This is a genomic window from Rhizobium sp. BK418 (genome assembly GCF_004341105.1).
Lineage (GTDB): Bacteria > Pseudomonadota > Alphaproteobacteria > Rhizobiales > Rhizobiaceae > Rhizobium.
Genome location: NZ_SLZK01000006.1, coordinates 216,790 through 231,999, shown reverse-complemented (window position 1 = coordinate 231,999; position 15,210 = coordinate 216,790). Strand labels below are relative to the sequence as shown.

Here is a 15,210-nt window from a genome sequence, read left to right as displayed (position 1 = left end):
ATCGATAAAAACACTTGTCCCACACAAGATAGATGATAACGTTTCAATTAAATTGAATGCCGGATGGCGACAGTCAACGTTTGGGAGGACGTGACATGACCAACAGCAGTAGATTTATGCCCGAAATCCGTCGTCGTACTCTTCTTGCAGGAGCGGGAAGCACAGCCCTGCTGGCTCTGTCGGGCGCAGCAAGGGGGCAGGATACCGTGAGCGGCGAGCTTGTCGTCTTGAATTGGCTCGGCGGCTCCGAGCTCGACATGATGCATTCGATCCAGAAGGCTTTTCTGGCGAAATATCCTGATGTGACGATCCGCGAAGTCGTGGTCACGGGTCAGGGCGACATGCGTGGCGGCATCCGCACCGCACTGATGGGCGGCGAAGTCGTCGACGTGCTGATCAATACCTGGCCGGCCTTCCGCAAGGAACTGGCCGATGCCGGCATGCTGCGGTCGGTCGACGATCAATGGAAAGCTTTCGGCTGGGACAAGCTGATCAGCCAGTCCTGGAAGGATCTCGGCGCCATCGACGGCAAGACTTACGGCCTGACTTACACGTTCGGCGACCGATCCGGCATCTGGTACAAGAAGGAGCATCTCGAGAAAGCCGGCATTACCGAGCCGCCGAAAACATGGGATGAATTCGTCGCGTCCTTTGCAAAATTGACCCAGGCCGGTTATGCGGCGCCCGTCGCCATTCCCGGCAAATACTGGGCGCATGCCGAATGGTTCGAAACCTTGCTGCTGCGAACGGCAGGTGTCGAAACGGCGACGAAGCTCGCCGCCCACGAGATCCCCTGGACCGATCCGGCCGTGAAGACGGCGCTCACCAAATACGCCCAGATGCTGACATCCGGCTGCTGCGGCGCACCGAATACGATGCTTGCCAACGACTGGGACGGCGAGGCCGACCAGATCTTCCAGGCCAATACCAAGAACTACCTGTTGATCGGCATGTGGATGAACAACCGCGCCAAGAACGATTATAAGCTGACGGAGGGCAAGGACTACGGCCTCTTCCAGTTTCCGTCGCTCGGCATGGGCCATGATGATACGTCTAGCGTCGATGCCAAGGAACTGCTTGTCACGACGAACGGTCCCAATCCAAAGGCAGCCGACGCCTTCCTCGATTTCTGGACGAGCGCGGATGCCGCCAACATTCTCGCCAAGGCCGGTTATGCTTCGCCAAGCAGCAATGTCGACGCCTCGCTCTACGGCGAAGCACAGAAGGTAGCGACGCAGGCGGTTGCAAGCTCCAAGCTGCAATTTGTGCTCGGCGACCTCCTGCCAGGGGACCTCGTCGACGAATATCGTGTCCAGCTACAGAAGTTCCTGCAGGATCCGTCCGATGCCAATATCGACACGGTTCTTTCAGCCATCGAGACCAAGGCCAAGGGTTCCTACTGATGGCTGACACTTCCGCTTCCCCAATGCGGGAAGCGGCGGGCGTGGTGCAGGGTTCTCCGCTAGCGGCTGGCATCAAAGGCCGTCGGCGTCTGCTTAGGGACACGCCCGCCGCACTGATCCTGATTGCGCCGGTTATCGTGTTGTTTGCGATCGCCGTCATCTATCCGCTGGCCGAGACGATCCGGCTGAGCTTCTGGGACATCCAGGGGCTCAGAAAACCGGCTTTCATCGGCTTCGGCAATTATGCGCGGCTCTTTGCCGATGCAGCCTTCCGCAACACGCTGCTGACGACCCTGATCTTCACCATCGGCACGACTGTGATCTCGGTTGCGATCGGCTGGGCTCTGGCGATGCTGTGCGCTTTCGCGCCACAGCAGACGCTGCCCTTTCGCGTGATGATCTTTGCAGCCTTCGGCATTTCGGAAGCGGTATCAGGTTATATGTGGATCGGCATCTACCGGTCGGATTCCGGCGGGTTGCTCAATTCGCTGATCCAGCTTCTGGGCTTTCCAGATTTCGCCCATGCCTGGCTGGGTGATGCAAACACGGCTCTCTGGGCGCTGATCGTTGCGGCTTCCTGGAGCGGCGTCGGCCTGCCCCTGATGCTGATCTTTGCCGCCATCCAGGCGATCCCGAAATCCGTGCTCGAAGCTGCCTATATGGATGGCGCAAAACCGGTCTCGACCATGCGGCATATCATGATGCCGCTGTCGATGCCGGGCGTACGCGTCGCCGTCTTCATCAACCTTCTGACGGCTCTGCGTGCCTTCGACATCATCTATATTCTTACGGGCGGCGGACCGGTGCGCTCGACCGAGACCGTCGGCTATTTCATGTACCGGGAATCCATGACCCAGTTCAAACTGGGCTACGGTGCGGCTGCGACCGTCATCCTGCTGCTCGCCGTGCTCATCGTCTCGATCCCGGCAATCATCCAGCGAACGGCAGGTGCGAAATGATCGGCAAGGCCCCCCGCTGGATCATCGTCGTCGTCGGCATCGTCGCCTTCATCTGGGTCATCCCGATCATCGGTATTATCGTCACGTCGCTGCGCCCGCCCGAAGGCGTCTCGCTCGGCTGGTGGCGCTTCGACCGTTTCGATTTTACGCTCGATGCGTGGCGCCGCGTCTGGGACAAATACCCGCTCGCGGAATCCATGTGGGTGACGATGAAGACGGCGGGTATTGCGACAGCGCTCACCATGCTGCTGACCCCGGCCGCAGCTTACGCCTTCCATTTCCTGGCATTCCCCTTCCGGCGACTGCTCTTGATCATTATCATCAACGCATTCGTGCTGCCGCAGCAGGTCGTCATCATTCCGCTCTTCACGCTCTGGCGCGACATGGGACTGATCGACAACATCCTCTCGGTGCTCATTCCCTATGTCGGTCTCTCGTTCGCCTGGTCGATCTTCCTCGTCAAAAATTTCTTCGAGGATTTCCCTAGGGAATTGGTGGAGGCCGCCAAGATCGACGGCTGCGGTCCGCTCGCGACCTTCCGCCATGTAGTGCTGCCAAACAGCCTGCCGCCGATCTTCGCTGTCGGCATCCTGCAGTTCCTGTGGACATGGAATGCGCTGTTGCTGCCCATGCTCTTCCTGCGCAGCGATGTGCCCCTTCCGGTGCTGCTTGCCCGCATTTCCGGCAGCTACGAGATCAACTGGGATCTGAGGTCGGTGGCCGCCATCATCACCACCATCGTTCCCCTGCTCGTCTTCCTCGTTTTCCAACGTCAGTTCGCCGCCGGCTCGCAGACGCGCACCGGCGCAAAGGAATAGGATCATGCCCAAGACCACGAACAAGCCGCTGCGCTACCGCCAGATCCATCTTGATTTCCATACGTCGGAACATATTCCCGGCATCGGCGCCGATTTCGATCCGGAGGCCTTCGTTTCGACGCTGAAGGCAGCCCATGTCGATTCCATCACCATCTTCGCCAAGTGCCATCACGGCTGGTCCTACTATCCGACCAAAGTCGGCAAGCCGCATCCGCAGCTTGCCCGCCCGGACCTGCTCGGCGACATGGTGAAGGCGCTGGCCGCCGCCGATATCGAAAGCCCGATCTACATCTCGGTGCAGTGGGATGAACTGACGGCGCGAGAACATCCGGAATGGCGCGCCATGAGCGCCTCGAACCGCTACCATCATGACCGGCCGGCCGATCCTTCCGCCGGCAAGCAGCTCAGCCCCGCCTGGCACACGCTCTGCCTGAACCACGCGGGTCTCAGGCACTACATCCTCGAACAGGCACGCGAAGTGGCGCGGAACTATCCGACGCAGGGTCTCTTCTTCGACATCATCCTGACGCCGGATTGCGTCTGCCCGGCCTGCGTCGAACGCATGCTGTGCGAAGGGCTCGACCCCGAAAATCCCGCGGACCGGCTGAAGAACGACGAGGCCGTCAACGAGCAGTTTCGCCGCGAAACCAGTGAAGCGCTGTTTGCGGAATTTCCGAACCTGCGCGTCTTCTATAATTGCGGCCATATTCACAAGCAGGGACCGGACCGCTTCTCGACCTATTCGCATCTCGAGCTCGAAAGCCTGCCGACCGGCGGCTGGGGATACGATCACTTCCCTTCGAGCGCGCGTTATGCAGCCACGCTCGGCATGGATTTTCTCGCCCATACCGGCAAGTTCCACACGTCCTGGGGCGAATTCGGAGGGTTCAAACATCCCGATGCGCTGGAATACGAATGCGCCCAGATGATCGCTCTTGGCTCCAAATGCCTTGTCGGCGACCAGCTGCATCCGAATGGCGCGATCAACCCTGACACCTATGCCTCGATCGCACCGGCCTACCATCGGGTCGAGAAGATGGAACCTTTCCTGGAGGGCGCAAAGCAGATTTCCGAAATCGCTATCCTTTCGGCCGAACACATGAATCCGAAAGGCGCCCGCAACCATCCGAGCGATGATGGCGCCGCCCAAATGCTGCAGGAATTGAAGCGTCCCTTCGACGTCGTCGATCTTTCCGGCCGCTTCGAACAATACCGGCTTCTGATCCTGCCAGATGAAATCCCTGTCGATGCCGCGCTCGCAGCAAGGCTGAAATCCTATCTCGCCGGCGGCGGAAAGCTTCTGGCATCCTGGCATTCGGGCCTTGGCGCGGACCGCAAATTTGCCGTGGATTTCGGTCTCGAACGGGAGGCCGCCCCGATCGCCTTCAAGCCGAGCTATATCAAGGCCGGCAAGGATCTTGATCCGTCCATGCCGGAAACGGCCTTTGTGCTCTACGACGATGCAGAAACCGTCCGCTCAGTCGGTGCGATGGTACTGGCAGGTATCTATCCCTCTTATTTCAACCGTTCCTACAAGCACTTCTGTTCGCATCAGCACGCGCCCGACGACCCGAATGCCGATATGCTGGGCGCGGCCGTCTCCGAACACAAGGGGGCGGCCTACATTGCCTATCCAATCTTCCGCCTATACCGGGCGATGGGCCAGCCACTCTATAAATATGTCGTTCGCGGCCTTCTCAACCGCCTTGTTCCCAATCCAGCCATGGTCACCGACCTGCCCTCATCGGGCCGGGCAACACTGACACGCCAGATCGAGCATAACCGCCATATCCTGCATCTGCTCTACGGCCCACCGCAGATCCGGGGCAAGGACGTGCGCGGCGACGACGGCTCGTCCCGCGTGATGGAGATGATCGAGGACATTCCCGCGATCGGCCCGGTCAACGCGACTGTGCGGCTGCCCGCAAAACCGAAGCGTGTTTTCGACGCCATGACGGGCGAGGATATTGCCTGGAATGCCGACGATGATGGCGCCATCAGCATCACGGTTCCACGCTTGCGCATCCATAGCGCTGTGGTGTTCGAAGGCGCGTAATGCAGATTGGGGTCAGGCAACGGTCGAACTTTGCTCTTGCCGGCTACAATACTGGTGAGCGGCGGAGTGCTGGGCTATACGACGGAAAGGCGCCGGATCCGGCGCCATTTCCCACGAATGCGTGCAGGAGCCCGCTCGATATGCGACAAACGGACCAGACGGCCGGAAGGCGGCGCGGAGCCACAATCATCGATGTTGCCAGAGTGGCAAACGTCGCTGTCGGCACCGTATCCCGCTATCTCAATGGCCAGACGATCCGCCGGTCGAACCGGGAGCAGATCGAGCGAGCGATCCAGGATCTCGGTTACAGGCGCAATGCCGCGGCCGCCTCGATCCGCACAGACCTTACCCATATGATCGGCTTCCTGGTGCCGACCTTTGACGAATTCCATGCCCGGATGCTGGAACATCTCGCCCACTCGGTGCGCCAGACTGGCCGGGCGCTCCTGACCTATTGTCATGGCGGCGATCCGCGCGTGGTGGCCGAGGCGCTGGATTTCTTTGCCGCGCAGCGCGTCGACGCACTCGTCATGGATGGCACGGCCGAAGTCTATGATCGGGTCGATGATCTGATCCATCACGACATTCCGATCATCTTCTACAATAACGACGTGCGCGGACTGGCAGCCGACCGCGTCATGGTAGAAAACCATCGCGCCAGCCATCGCATCGTCAATCATCTGATCGACCTCGGCCACACGCGCATCGGCATCTTGACCGGAGATCCACGCAATTCCTCGGGTATCGAGCGGCTTGGCGGCTACGAGCAGGCACTGCGTGATCGGGGCATAGCAATCGATCCGACCCTTGCAGCGCGCGGCAACTGGCGCATGGATGGCGGCTACGAGGCGACCAAGCGGCTGATGTCGCTGGAACGCCCGCCGACAGCGATCTTCTCGGCAAACTATGGCATGGCCGTTGGGGCACTGAGTTGGTTGAAGGAAAACGGCCGGCATGTGCCCGAGGATATCTCGCTTGCGAGCTTCGATGATGTCGCAGTCTTCCGGCTCTATGAGGCCGGCATTACTGCCGTCGCCCAGCCGGTCGCAAGCATCGCAGAAACCATCACCGACATTCTCGTGGAACGACTGACGGAGCCGTCGGGAGGGGCGACGCGCAGCGTCGTTCTTGAATGTGACATCATTTTGCGAGGCTCGACGCGGCGGATCACCTGACGCGTTCTGCCCGCCAGGCGGTTAACGGGAGGAAGCTTTGGCCAGCGTAGAATTGCACGATATCGACAAGTCCTACGGCAGCTTCCGGGCAATCGAGGGCCTGAACCTGAGCGTCGAGGACGGCTCCTTCACAGTCTTCGTCGGCCCTTCGGGTTGCGGAAAATCGACGTTGCTGCGGATGATCGCCGGCCTTGAAAAGATTACTGGCGGAGAGCTCACGATCGGCGGACGGCGCATGAACGAGGCGGATCCGATCGAACGCGGCGTGGCCATGGTTTTCCAGAATTATGCGCTCTACCCGCATATGACGGTGGAGCAGAATATCGGCTTCTCGCTACGTATGGCCGGTATGGGCAAGGCAGATATCGATCGAAGCGTCGCCGCAGCTGCTGCGACCCTGCAGATCGAGCCGCTGTTAAAGCGCAAGCCGGCGCAACTATCGGGCGGCCAGCGCCAGCGCGTCGCGATCGGTCGAGCGATCGTGCGCAATCCGGCCGTCTTCCTGTTCGACGAGCCGCTGTCGAATCTTGATGCGGAACTTCGCGTCTCCATGCGCGTCGAAATCGCCAAGCTGCACCGGCGCATCGGCGCGACAATGATCTATGTCACCCATGACCAGACGGAAGCAATGACGCTCGCCGACAAGATCGTCGTGATGCGCGCCGGCAAGATCGAGCAGGCCGGGACGCCGGATGCGCTCTATGCCGATCCCGACAATTTCTTTGTCGCCGGCTTCATTGGTTCGCCGCGGATGAATTTCCTCGATGGCAAGCTTGGTGCGGATGGAATGGTCAAGCTCGATTGCGGCACGGTGTTCAAGACCGGGATGATCGGCCCGGGCAAGGACATGCCGGTCAAGGTCGGTATCCGTCCGGAGCATTTCACGGGACAGGGCGTGAACGGCGGCATGATCGATATCACGGTCGATGTCGTGGAAAACCTCGGCGGAACCCGTTTCATCTACGGGAGCCTCGCGTCAGGCCAGTCCGTTGTTGTCGAGGACCGCTCGGAGAAGGCCCTGTGCCCGGGCCAAAACGTAAACGTCGGCTTTCCGAGCCGGAAGGCGCTGCTCTTCAGCGTCGGCGGCCTGCGCATTCGCGATGTTAGGCCGGCAAACAGCATTCCGGCGGAATGACCATGGCGGACAATCTTCTCTGGTACGACAGGCCTGCCCGGTTCTGGACGGATGCACTGCCGCTTGGCAATGGCCGGCTCGGCGCGATGGTCTTCGGCGATCCCGTTTCCGAGCGGCTGCAGATCAACGAAGCTACGTTCTGGGCCGGTGGACCTTACCAGCCGGTCAATCCCGATGCCTACGGCCATCTGGAGACGGTGCGAGAGTTGATCTTCGCCGGCCGTTATGCGGACGCGGAAGCGTTGGCTGAAGAACATCTGATGGCGCGGCCGCCAAAGCAGCTGTCCTATCAGCCGGTCGGCGATCTTCATATAGATCTGCTCCATTCGCAAACCGTCGGCAGCTATCGTCGCACGCTCGATCTCGATACCGCGATCACCACTACATCCTATATCGCCGACGGCATCACCTTCTTTCGAGAAGCCTTTGTGTCCGCGGTTGATGGCGTACTGGTTGTGCGCCTGTCTGCTGACCGGCCTGGAGCCATCGGGTGCCGAATATCGCTTGACAGCCCGCAACAGGGGCAATGCGTCGATCATGACATCACAGGACTGACCTTCTCCGGCACCGGCAAGGCGGAATGGGGGATTCCCGCCGCCTTGCGCTTCGCCTTCGGCATCAGGGTGATCGCGAGAGGGGGAAGCCTGAATTGCTCCCACGGTATGGTCTCCGTCAATGGCTCTGACGAGCTTCTGATCCTGCTCGATGCCGCCACCAACTTCCGGCGTTATGATGATGTCTCGGGCGATCCGGAGGGGGCAATTGCCGGGCGCCTTTCGAAGGCCGCCGGTCGCAGCATCGAGGTCATGCGCCGTGAGCATATTGCCGAACATCAAAGACTGTTTCGCACTTTCGCTGTCGATCTTGGTACGACACGGGCAGCGTCGCAACCGACCGACCGCCGCATTGCGGGCTTTGCCGAAGGTGATGATCCCGCACTGGCAGCGCTCTACGTCCAGTTCGGCCGGTACCTGATGATCGCTTCATCCCGACCGGGTACGCAGCCCGCAAATCTGCAGGGCATCTGGAACGATGAGACCGATCCACCCTGGGGCAGCAAATACACCGCCAATATTAATCTGCAGATGAATTACTGGCTGCCGGTTCCGGCCAACCTGCCTGAATGCATCGAACCACTCGTCGAGATGGCTGAGGAGCTTGCCGAAACCGGCCACGAGATGGCTGCGGTGCACTACCGCGCCCGCGGCTGGGTCATGCATCACAATACCGATCTCTGGCGCGCGACCGGGCCAATCGACGGTGCCAAATGGGGCCTCTGGCCGACAGGTGGTGCGTGGCTTATGGCGCAGCTGCTCGATGTCAGCGATTATCTCGATGACGCCGATGTCTTGCGTCGGCGGCTTTTCCCGGTTGCCAAGGCGGCAGCAGAATTTGTCTTCGATATGCTGGTTCCCTTCCCCGGCACCGATTATCTGGTGACCAATCCCTCGCTTTCGCCTGAAAATGTCCATCCGTTTGGCGCCTCGATTTGTGCAGGCCCGGCAATGGACAACCAGATCATCCGGGATTTCCTCGCACTCCTGCGCCCGCTCGCAGTCTCGATCGGCGGGGAGGATACGCTGGTCGCCGAGATCGACCGTGTCCTGCCTCGCCTGCCGCCCGACAGGATCGGCGCTGCCGACCAATTGCAGGAATGGCTTGATGACTGGGACCTGCAGGCGCCGGAGATCCATCACCGCCATGTCTCGCATCTCTACGGCCTCTATCCGAGCTGGCAGATCGACATGGACAAGACACCGGCACTTGCCGCGGCCGCCCGCCGCTCTCTCGAAATCCGCGGCGATGACGCGACGGGATGGGGCATTGGCTGGCGCATCAATCTATGGGCGCGGCTTCGCGATGGCGATCACGCGCTTGACGTCGTCAAGCGGCTCATCAGTCCGGAGCGCACCTATGGCAATCTTTTCGACGCCCATCCGCCCTTCCAGATCGACGGAAATTTCGGCGGCGCTGCGGGCATCCTTGAAATGCTCGCGCAATCGCGCCCCGGTGAAATTCACCTGCTCCCTGCCCTGCCCGGAGCATGGCCGCAAGGCAAACTCCGCGGTCTGCGTGTGCGAGGCGCCATGATTCTCGACCTGGACTGGGAGAACGGCAGACCGGTGAAGATCAGCCTCACCGCGTCGCGCGATGCAAGCACGGTTCTTCGCTTTCGCAACGAGAGGCACGAAATCGATCTTGCCACCGGAGAGGTCTTTACCAACAACGGAAGCATATTTTCGTCTGAAGGCCTTACGGCAGGGTGACGCAAAAGATGGCGAAATTGCCGTTCCATGCTCCTCCCGTCGATAAGGACTTCTCCAGCGGTCGAAGCCTACATCGAGGTTACGACGGCAAGAGCGACTCTGGAGGAATGCCCGGTTCATGGACCGTCGCTCGACGCAATGAAACGGCCTGCTTTACCGCGTGAATTGTGGTACTTATCTGTAGATACCTATGTTTTTGGAGGCAAGCACCTATGGTCGCACGAAGGGATCTCACCAGCGACGAATGGAAGTGGCTCGTGCGGCTTTGCCAGCACGACGCAGACAGTGTTCCCAAGGACATTGAAGCGCGCTTGTCCGAACTCGGTTTGTTCGGGTCGAACGGTCTATCGGATGAGGCGAGAAATCTGGTCCAACACGAGTTGCTGAGCGAGCGGCGCAACAGGCTGCAAGGCCTGCACTGACTGATCATGTTGATCGCGAAATCCCATCCATTTGGTGATCCAGCAGTTGCCGTCTCATAGCATCAGATGCCTGTGGCAAATGACGAGGGCCAATTTCACTCCTGCGTCGCAGGATCGATATCAAAGCGATCCATCTGGATCATCAAACCTGCTATGACGCCTACGCGCCCTGATGAATGCCGCTTACGCAGGTGAAATGGCAGTACGCTAATCATGCGATCAGCAATTCCTGCGAATTTGTTATTACTCACACGCAGATGACTGTTGCCGGCCAAGGTCACCTGGTCTCCGCACCTGTGATGAAAAATACTGCTTGCTGACAATAAGCCGATAGTCCCGAACCGGTTGCCTTACTTATCGCCGAGATGCCAAGCCTCGAACAACGGGCCGGAGGCGCCTTGCACCGGGTCGGTTTCGGGCAATGCGACCTTGGCGATCGTCTTGAGGAGTTCTGCGGTCGCAGCGCTTGTCTGAATATCGGCGTGTTGGCCTGGCGGGTAGGCACCGACCACTTGAAAGTCGCTGCTCGCGCCCAGATTTTGATGTCCCGTCCCCGCAGGAAGGACGATACAATCTCCCGGGTGCAACTCCAACACTTTGCCGGTAGGGCCGCCGATCAGCAGCTTCGCCGTTCCTTTTCCGACACCGAGCACTTCGTGGGCGCCCGCGTGATAGTGTTGATAATCGAAAACACCATCGCGCCAGACCCCTTCCCATCCGTGCGAGGTAAATAGGCGCGCGAATTCCTCACACCCGTCATCGCAGATGAAGATTTCACGATAGACGATAACCGGAAGCGTCTGGTTGTTCGGCACCCAGTCGCTTTTCTCAAAAAAGATCTTTTGCGCTTCCATGTCATCCTCATCATAACAAACACACGCGAAACAGTAACCCGGCGGAGCGGAAAACCCGACACTTAGAACGGGCTTCGCTTCAATCCCGATGCTCGGGCATGTCTTTGAGCTGGCCTTTTGTCCAGCCGAGGAAGCCGCCGACGTCTATGACGACGGTTTGCCGGGATCGGTTCATCCGGTGCCAGCCGAACATGATTGCTATGGTCCATGAGATCCTTCCTTTGCTGTGTGGGGCCTCAACCCCACCAGCTCTCATTTGTTCCTCTTAGCCTCGGCAGGCGGCGTTATTTGTCCGCCGCAATGTTTGACTTGTCCGCCTTCGTCTGCACCAACCCTTCATGTCAACGGTGTGGTTCCACTCCTTGAAGTCCTGCCCGCTTCTGCGACCCGCTCACTTGTGAAGGTTCGACCTGCTTGGTGGCATACGCCTTTCGGTTGAACTCCGCCAAAGCACCTTTTCTCCACCAATGACAATGCTAGAGTTTCCATTCGTGGCGCGGATACCGTTAACAGAGTGATGAATGAAGGCATTGCTTACAAAGGCCGTGGCGACGGTTATCGTCTTATTCGCGCGCGCAGTTACGGCCGTCCGCGCCGCATGGCCCGACGAAGGCCTGCCTTCAGGCCCCTGCGTTTATTATGCCAACCACTCCAGCCACGGCGATTTCGTTCTGGTCTGGACGGTATTGCCGCCAAGGCTGCGACGTCGGAGCCGGCCGGTCGCAGGGGCAGAATATTGGCTGAAGTCCCGGCTCAATCGATTCATCGGTAGTGATGTCTTTAAGGCGGTGCTGATTGCGAGGGATCGGGACAGGCGGACGGAAGATCCGGTCACGCAGATGGTCTCGGCAATCGATGCCGGTTACTCCCTGATTCTCTTTCCGGAGGGTACACGAAACCAGTCCGATGCACTGCTCCTTCCGTTCAAAAGCGGCATTTTCCATCTGGCGGCGGCGCGCCCCGACATCAATCTCGTGCCGGTCTGGATCAGCAATCTGAACCGCGTCATGCCAAAGGGAGAGATCGTTCCGATACCGCTGATCTGCACGGTTACCTTCGGCAGCGCTTTACGGATCATGCCGGTCGAGGACAAGGACGTCTTTCTTAAACGGATGCAGGCCGCCCTTCTGGCTCTTTCTCCGAACACGATAGGCGGTCGGGAATGAGTGACGCGAATTCCGATCTGATGACGCTCGTAGCTGGCATTTTCTGCGTGCTCATCTTCGCGTCGGTCGTCGGTTATATATTGCAGCAACGCCTTTCGCCGAACGGTTCGAATTCGGCTGTCGAAAACCTCAATGCACGGATCAAGGCCTGGTGGGTCATGGTCATTTTGATCGGCATAGCCTTCACAGCGGGCCGTATCGGCGTCTTGATCTTATTCAGCTTTTGCTCATTCGCAGCACTTCGCGAATTCGTTACCCTCATCAACACTCGAAAGGCGGATCATTGGGCGCTTGCAGCAGCTTTCTTCCTCGTCGTTCCAATCCAGTATTGTCTGCTCTGGGCTGAACAATACGGTATCTTTTCGATCTTCATTCCCGTCTATGCCTTCCTGCTGATGCCGATCATCTCGGTACTTCGGGGTGATACGGAACGCTTCCTTGTTCGTATCGCGGAAGTACAGTGGGCGTTGATGATCTGTGTCTTCTGCGCCTCCCATGTGCCGGCGCTCCTGACGCTGAATATCCCTGGATACGAGGGCCGCAACGTGCTGTTGATCGCCTTTCTGGTGATCGTGGTCCAGCTGAGTGACGTCTTGCAGTATGTCTGGGGCAAATTGTTCGGACGCACGAAGATCGCTCCAAGACTGTCGCCATCCAAAACCGTCGAGGGTTTCGGCGGCGGCGTTATCAGCGCGACACTGATCGGAGCGGGCCTCTGGTGGATTACACCCTTCACGCCACTTCAAGCGGGCATTCTGGCTTTCGTCATTACGCTGATGGGTTTCTTCGGGGGGCTGGTCATGTCTGCGATCAAACGCGACCGTGGCGTCAAGGATTGGGGCAATCTCATCGAGGGCCATGGTGGGTTGATCGACAGACTGGATTCTGTCGTCTTTTCGGCGCCCATTTTCTTTCACCTCACGCGCTATTGGTGGTCTCTGTGATGTCTGTCCTGCAGCGCCTCTTGCATAATTCAGCAGCGCATGTCCTGTTCGCCTTCCTGGCAATGGGGGGCTGGGCAGCCTTTGCCAATCGCAGCCATACAATGCCGGCACCGCTCCATGCCGGCCTTGTGCAGGGGACGATATCGGCCTGCCTGACGCTCTTTCTGAAATCGGTCATCGACTGGCTTTCCAGCCGCTTCAGCGGTTCAACAAGGTATTGGGCACCGCCCCTGGTGGCGTGCCTTGGCTCCGCCAGTATTCTGGTGGCGATTCATGCGGCGAGCGGCACTCCGGAAATAGTCAGGACGATCGCGTTGCCGCTGCTCGTGTCTACGGCTTATGCAACGATCTACAATTGTTCGACTTCCGCTAGGCGAGGTTTCGACACATGATGGAGTCAGGTGACAGGAGACCTCTGGCAAGCCGCAATACCCGCTGGGCAGGCGCAATTGCCCGATGGCTGGCCGCGCGTGCGATCACGCCGAACCAGATCTCCCAAGCCAGCATGCTGGTGGCGGCAATCGCAGGCGGCGCTTTCTATGTGGCGGGACAGACAACTGGAACACTACGTATCGGGTCCCTGCTGCTGGCCGTCTTATTCTGCCAGGCACGCCTCCTTTGCAATCTATTCGACGGCATGGTCGCAGTCGAAGGCAAAAAGGCAGAGGCCGACGGTCCCTTCTGGAACGAATTTCCAGATCGCATCGCGGACCTGATGATATTTTCGGGAGTTGGATATGGCATCGACATGCCGGGGCTTGGCTGGGCAGCGGGAGCCTTCGCCGTCTTGACGGCCTACGTCCGAGAGCTCGGCCGCGCCACGGGTAGCCCGGGCGACTTTTCAGGCCCGATGGCAAAGCAGCATCGAATGGCGGTGATCACAGTGGCGGGACTGGCGTCTCTTCTTGAGCCCCTGTGGGGCGGGGAGAACGAGATCCTGACAGTCGGTCTCTCCATCATCACGCTGGGAGCGGCTCTGACCACGATCCGTCGCTCGAAGACATTGGTGACCAACCTGAAGGCTCGCTGACCTACTCCCATCGGGCAGCGAAGCGAGCAAAATTCAAAGGTCGGATTGAGTAAGCGTGGACGGTCTAGGTGGAAAGATCTCCTCGCCAAAAAAAGCATTTGTCCTTGTCGAGAACGAAACTCCTCGTGCGTCTATTAGAGGAAAGCGCGTGAAACCAGCATGCGCATTCGCCCATTTCAGACAGCAGACGCGAAATAGCCGAAAGGCTGATCGGATCGCGAGACGGCCAGAATGGATCAAAGGAGCAAGCACATGGATACGAGCGAATTGAGACCCGCGAAGGAACTGGCGGAAAAACGCGCGAGCAGGTTCACGAACGAAAGTCCGGAATACGCCGAGGCGAGGACGGCCCTGCTGGCGGAGGAAATCGAAGTCCGGCGACATCTCACGAGGCTTGCGGAGCAGCGCCGCCGTCTGCCTCCAGGCCCGGTGGTCCAAAAGGACTATCGCTTCAGGGACGAAAACGGCAACGAAGTCGGCCTGGCAGACCTATTCGGGCATCACGATACGCTTGTGACGTACTTCTGGATGTTCGGCCCGCAGCGCGAACGGCCCTGCCCCATGTGCACGAACTTCCTTGGCGGAGCGAACGGCAACGGTGCCGACGTCAAGCAACGGGTTGCCTTCAAGATCATCGGTCGCAGCCCGGTGGCACGCCAACGCGCCTTCGCCATCGAACGCGGCTGGCGCGACCTGGACTTCGTCCAGACCGTCGGCGATGACTATGCCCGGGACCTGGGTTTGCTCAACGACAACGGATCTGAAAATCCGGGGTTCACGGTCTACCAGAAGGACGGGAAAGATGTCCGCGTCTTCTACAATGGCGAGATGCCAGCCGAAGCTGCGGACCCCGGCCAGGATCCAAGAGGGGCGGTCGATATCGCACCGCTCTGGAACATCCTGGACATGACGCCGGCCGGCCGCGGTACCGACTGGTACCCGAAGCTCAATTACTGAGCACGATCACTGCAGTCGTCGGTC

At 59.4% G+C, this 15,210-nt stretch carries 15 protein-coding genes; 13 read left to right on the top strand and 2 right to left on the bottom strand.

The annotated features are described in order from the left end of the window. Positions 1-95 precede the first annotated feature (95 nt). The 8 genes from EV281_RS23250 (at position 96) to EV281_RS23215 (ending at position 10,235) form a co-directional block, all read left to right on the top strand. Positions 96-1,403: an extracellular solute-binding protein gene (locus EV281_RS23250; protein WP_132656623.1), complete on the top strand. Its 1,308-nt coding sequence runs from the start codon at positions 96-98 to the stop codon at positions 1,401-1,403. After that, positions 1,403-2,362, top strand: a complete 960-nt coding sequence (locus EV281_RS23245; protein ID WP_132656622.1) for a sugar ABC transporter permease — start codon at positions 1,403-1,405, stop codon at positions 2,360-2,362. The genes EV281_RS23250 and EV281_RS23245 overlap by 1 nt, the downstream gene beginning before the upstream one ends. Further along, a complete protein-coding gene (locus tag EV281_RS23240) occupies positions 2,359-3,180 on the top strand; it encodes a carbohydrate ABC transporter permease (RefSeq protein ID WP_132656621.1) in 822 nt (273 codons plus the stop codon). The genes EV281_RS23245 and EV281_RS23240 overlap by 4 nt, the downstream gene beginning before the upstream one ends. A gap of 4 nt (positions 3,181-3,184) precedes the next feature. Next, a complete protein-coding gene (locus tag EV281_RS23235; protein WP_132656620.1) occupies positions 3,185-5,236 on the top strand; it encodes an alpha-L-fucosidase in 2,052 nt (683 codons plus the stop codon). A gap of 140 nt (positions 5,237-5,376) precedes the next feature. Beyond that, the gene (locus EV281_RS23230; protein ID WP_132656619.1) at positions 5,377-6,411 is read left to right on the top strand and encodes a LacI family DNA-binding transcriptional regulator; all 1,035 of its coding nucleotides are present in this window, start codon (positions 5,377-5,379) and stop codon (positions 6,409-6,411) included. A 37-nt stretch (positions 6,412-6,448) separates the two neighbouring features. Continuing rightward, positions 6,449-7,546: a sn-glycerol-3-phosphate ABC transporter ATP-binding protein UgpC gene (gene ugpC / locus EV281_RS23225; RefSeq protein WP_132656618.1), complete on the top strand. Its 1,098-nt coding sequence runs from the start codon at positions 6,449-6,451 to the stop codon at positions 7,544-7,546. Positions 7,547-7,548: 2 nt separating this feature from the next. Further along, positions 7,549-9,813, top strand: a complete 2,265-nt coding sequence (locus EV281_RS23220; protein WP_132656617.1) for a glycoside hydrolase family 95 protein — start codon at positions 7,549-7,551, stop codon at positions 9,811-9,813. Between the two features lie 212 nt (positions 9,814-10,025). Continuing rightward, positions 10,026-10,235: a hypothetical protein gene (locus EV281_RS23215; RefSeq protein ID WP_132656616.1), complete on the top strand. Its 210-nt coding sequence runs from the start codon at positions 10,026-10,028 to the stop codon at positions 10,233-10,235. A gap of 95 nt (positions 10,236-10,330) precedes the next feature. On the opposite strand, the gene EV281_RS23210 is transcribed toward EV281_RS23215, so the two are convergent. Together EV281_RS23210 and EV281_RS23205 are read right to left on the bottom strand one after the other, a co-directional pair. Next, entirely contained in the window at positions 10,331-10,516 is a 186-nt protein-coding gene (locus EV281_RS23210; protein ID WP_132656615.1) for a hypothetical protein, read from the bottom strand. 69 nt (positions 10,517-10,585) lie between these two features. Continuing rightward, complete coding sequence (locus tag EV281_RS23205; protein ID WP_132656614.1) at positions 10,586-11,089, bottom strand: cupin domain-containing protein; 504 nt, start codon at positions 11,087-11,089, stop codon at positions 10,586-10,588. A gap of 521 nt (positions 11,090-11,610) precedes the next feature. Between EV281_RS23205 and EV281_RS23200 the strand changes: the two genes are divergently transcribed. From EV281_RS23200 to EV281_RS23180, 5 genes are all read left to right on the top strand, one after another. Then, positions 11,611-12,255 (top strand): lysophospholipid acyltransferase family protein, encoded by a 645-nt coding sequence (locus EV281_RS23200; RefSeq protein ID WP_132656613.1) that lies wholly within the window; start codon positions 11,611-11,613, stop codon positions 12,253-12,255. Further along, positions 12,252-13,199 (top strand): phosphatidate cytidylyltransferase, encoded by a 948-nt coding sequence (locus tag EV281_RS23195; RefSeq protein WP_132656612.1) that lies wholly within the window; start codon positions 12,252-12,254, stop codon positions 13,197-13,199. Before EV281_RS23200 ends, EV281_RS23195 begins: the two co-directional genes overlap by 4 nt. Beyond that, complete coding sequence (locus EV281_RS23190) at positions 13,199-13,591, top strand: hypothetical protein (RefSeq protein ID WP_184327615.1); 393 nt, start codon at positions 13,199-13,201, stop codon at positions 13,589-13,591. Before EV281_RS23195 ends, EV281_RS23190 begins: the two co-directional genes overlap by 1 nt. Continuing rightward, entirely contained in the window at positions 13,588-14,229 is a 642-nt protein-coding gene (locus tag EV281_RS23185) for a CDP-alcohol phosphatidyltransferase family protein (RefSeq protein ID WP_132656610.1), read from the top strand. Before EV281_RS23190 ends, EV281_RS23185 begins: the two co-directional genes overlap by 4 nt. Positions 14,230-14,481: 252 nt before the next feature. After that, complete coding sequence (locus EV281_RS23180; RefSeq protein ID WP_132656609.1) at positions 14,482-15,186, top strand: DUF899 family protein; 705 nt, start codon at positions 14,482-14,484, stop codon at positions 15,184-15,186. Positions 15,187-15,210 lie beyond the last annotated feature (24 nt).

Bases quoted from the DNA above. Each gene is read 5' to 3' on its own strand.
- EV281_RS23250 (WP_132656623.1), top strand. From the start codon at position 96: ATGACCAACAGCAGTAGATTTATGCCCGAAATCCGTCGTCGTACTCTT.
- EV281_RS23245 (WP_132656622.1), top strand. From the start codon at position 1,403: ATGGCTGACACTTCCGCTTCCCCAATGCGGGAAGCGGCGGGCGTGGTG.
- EV281_RS23240 (WP_132656621.1), top strand. From the start codon at position 2,359: ATGATCGGCAAGGCCCCCCGCTGGATCATCGTCGTCGTCGGCATCGTC.
- EV281_RS23235 (WP_132656620.1), top strand. From the start codon at position 3,185: ATGCCCAAGACCACGAACAAGCCGCTGCGCTACCGCCAGATCCATCTT.
- EV281_RS23230 (WP_132656619.1), top strand. From the start codon at position 5,377: ATGCGACAAACGGACCAGACGGCCGGAAGGCGGCGCGGAGCCACAATC.
- EV281_RS23220 (WP_132656617.1), top strand. From the start codon at position 7,549: ATGGCGGACAATCTTCTCTGGTACGACAGGCCTGCCCGGTTCTGGACG.
- EV281_RS23215 (WP_132656616.1), top strand. From the start codon at position 10,026: ATGGTCGCACGAAGGGATCTCACCAGCGACGAATGGAAGTGGCTCGTG.
- EV281_RS23205 (WP_132656614.1), bottom strand. From the start codon at position 11,089: ATGGAAGCGCAAAAGATCTTTTTTGAGAAAAGCGACTGGGTGCCGAAC.
- EV281_RS23200 (WP_132656613.1), top strand. From the start codon at position 11,611: ATGAAGGCATTGCTTACAAAGGCCGTGGCGACGGTTATCGTCTTATTC.
- EV281_RS23195 (WP_132656612.1), top strand. From the start codon at position 12,252: ATGAGTGACGCGAATTCCGATCTGATGACGCTCGTAGCTGGCATTTTC.
- EV281_RS23190 (WP_184327615.1), top strand. From the start codon at position 13,199: ATGTCTGTCCTGCAGCGCCTCTTGCATAATTCAGCAGCGCATGTCCTG.
- EV281_RS23185 (WP_132656610.1), top strand. From the start codon at position 13,588: ATGATGGAGTCAGGTGACAGGAGACCTCTGGCAAGCCGCAATACCCGC.
- EV281_RS23180 (WP_132656609.1), top strand. From the start codon at position 14,482: ATGGATACGAGCGAATTGAGACCCGCGAAGGAACTGGCGGAAAAACGC.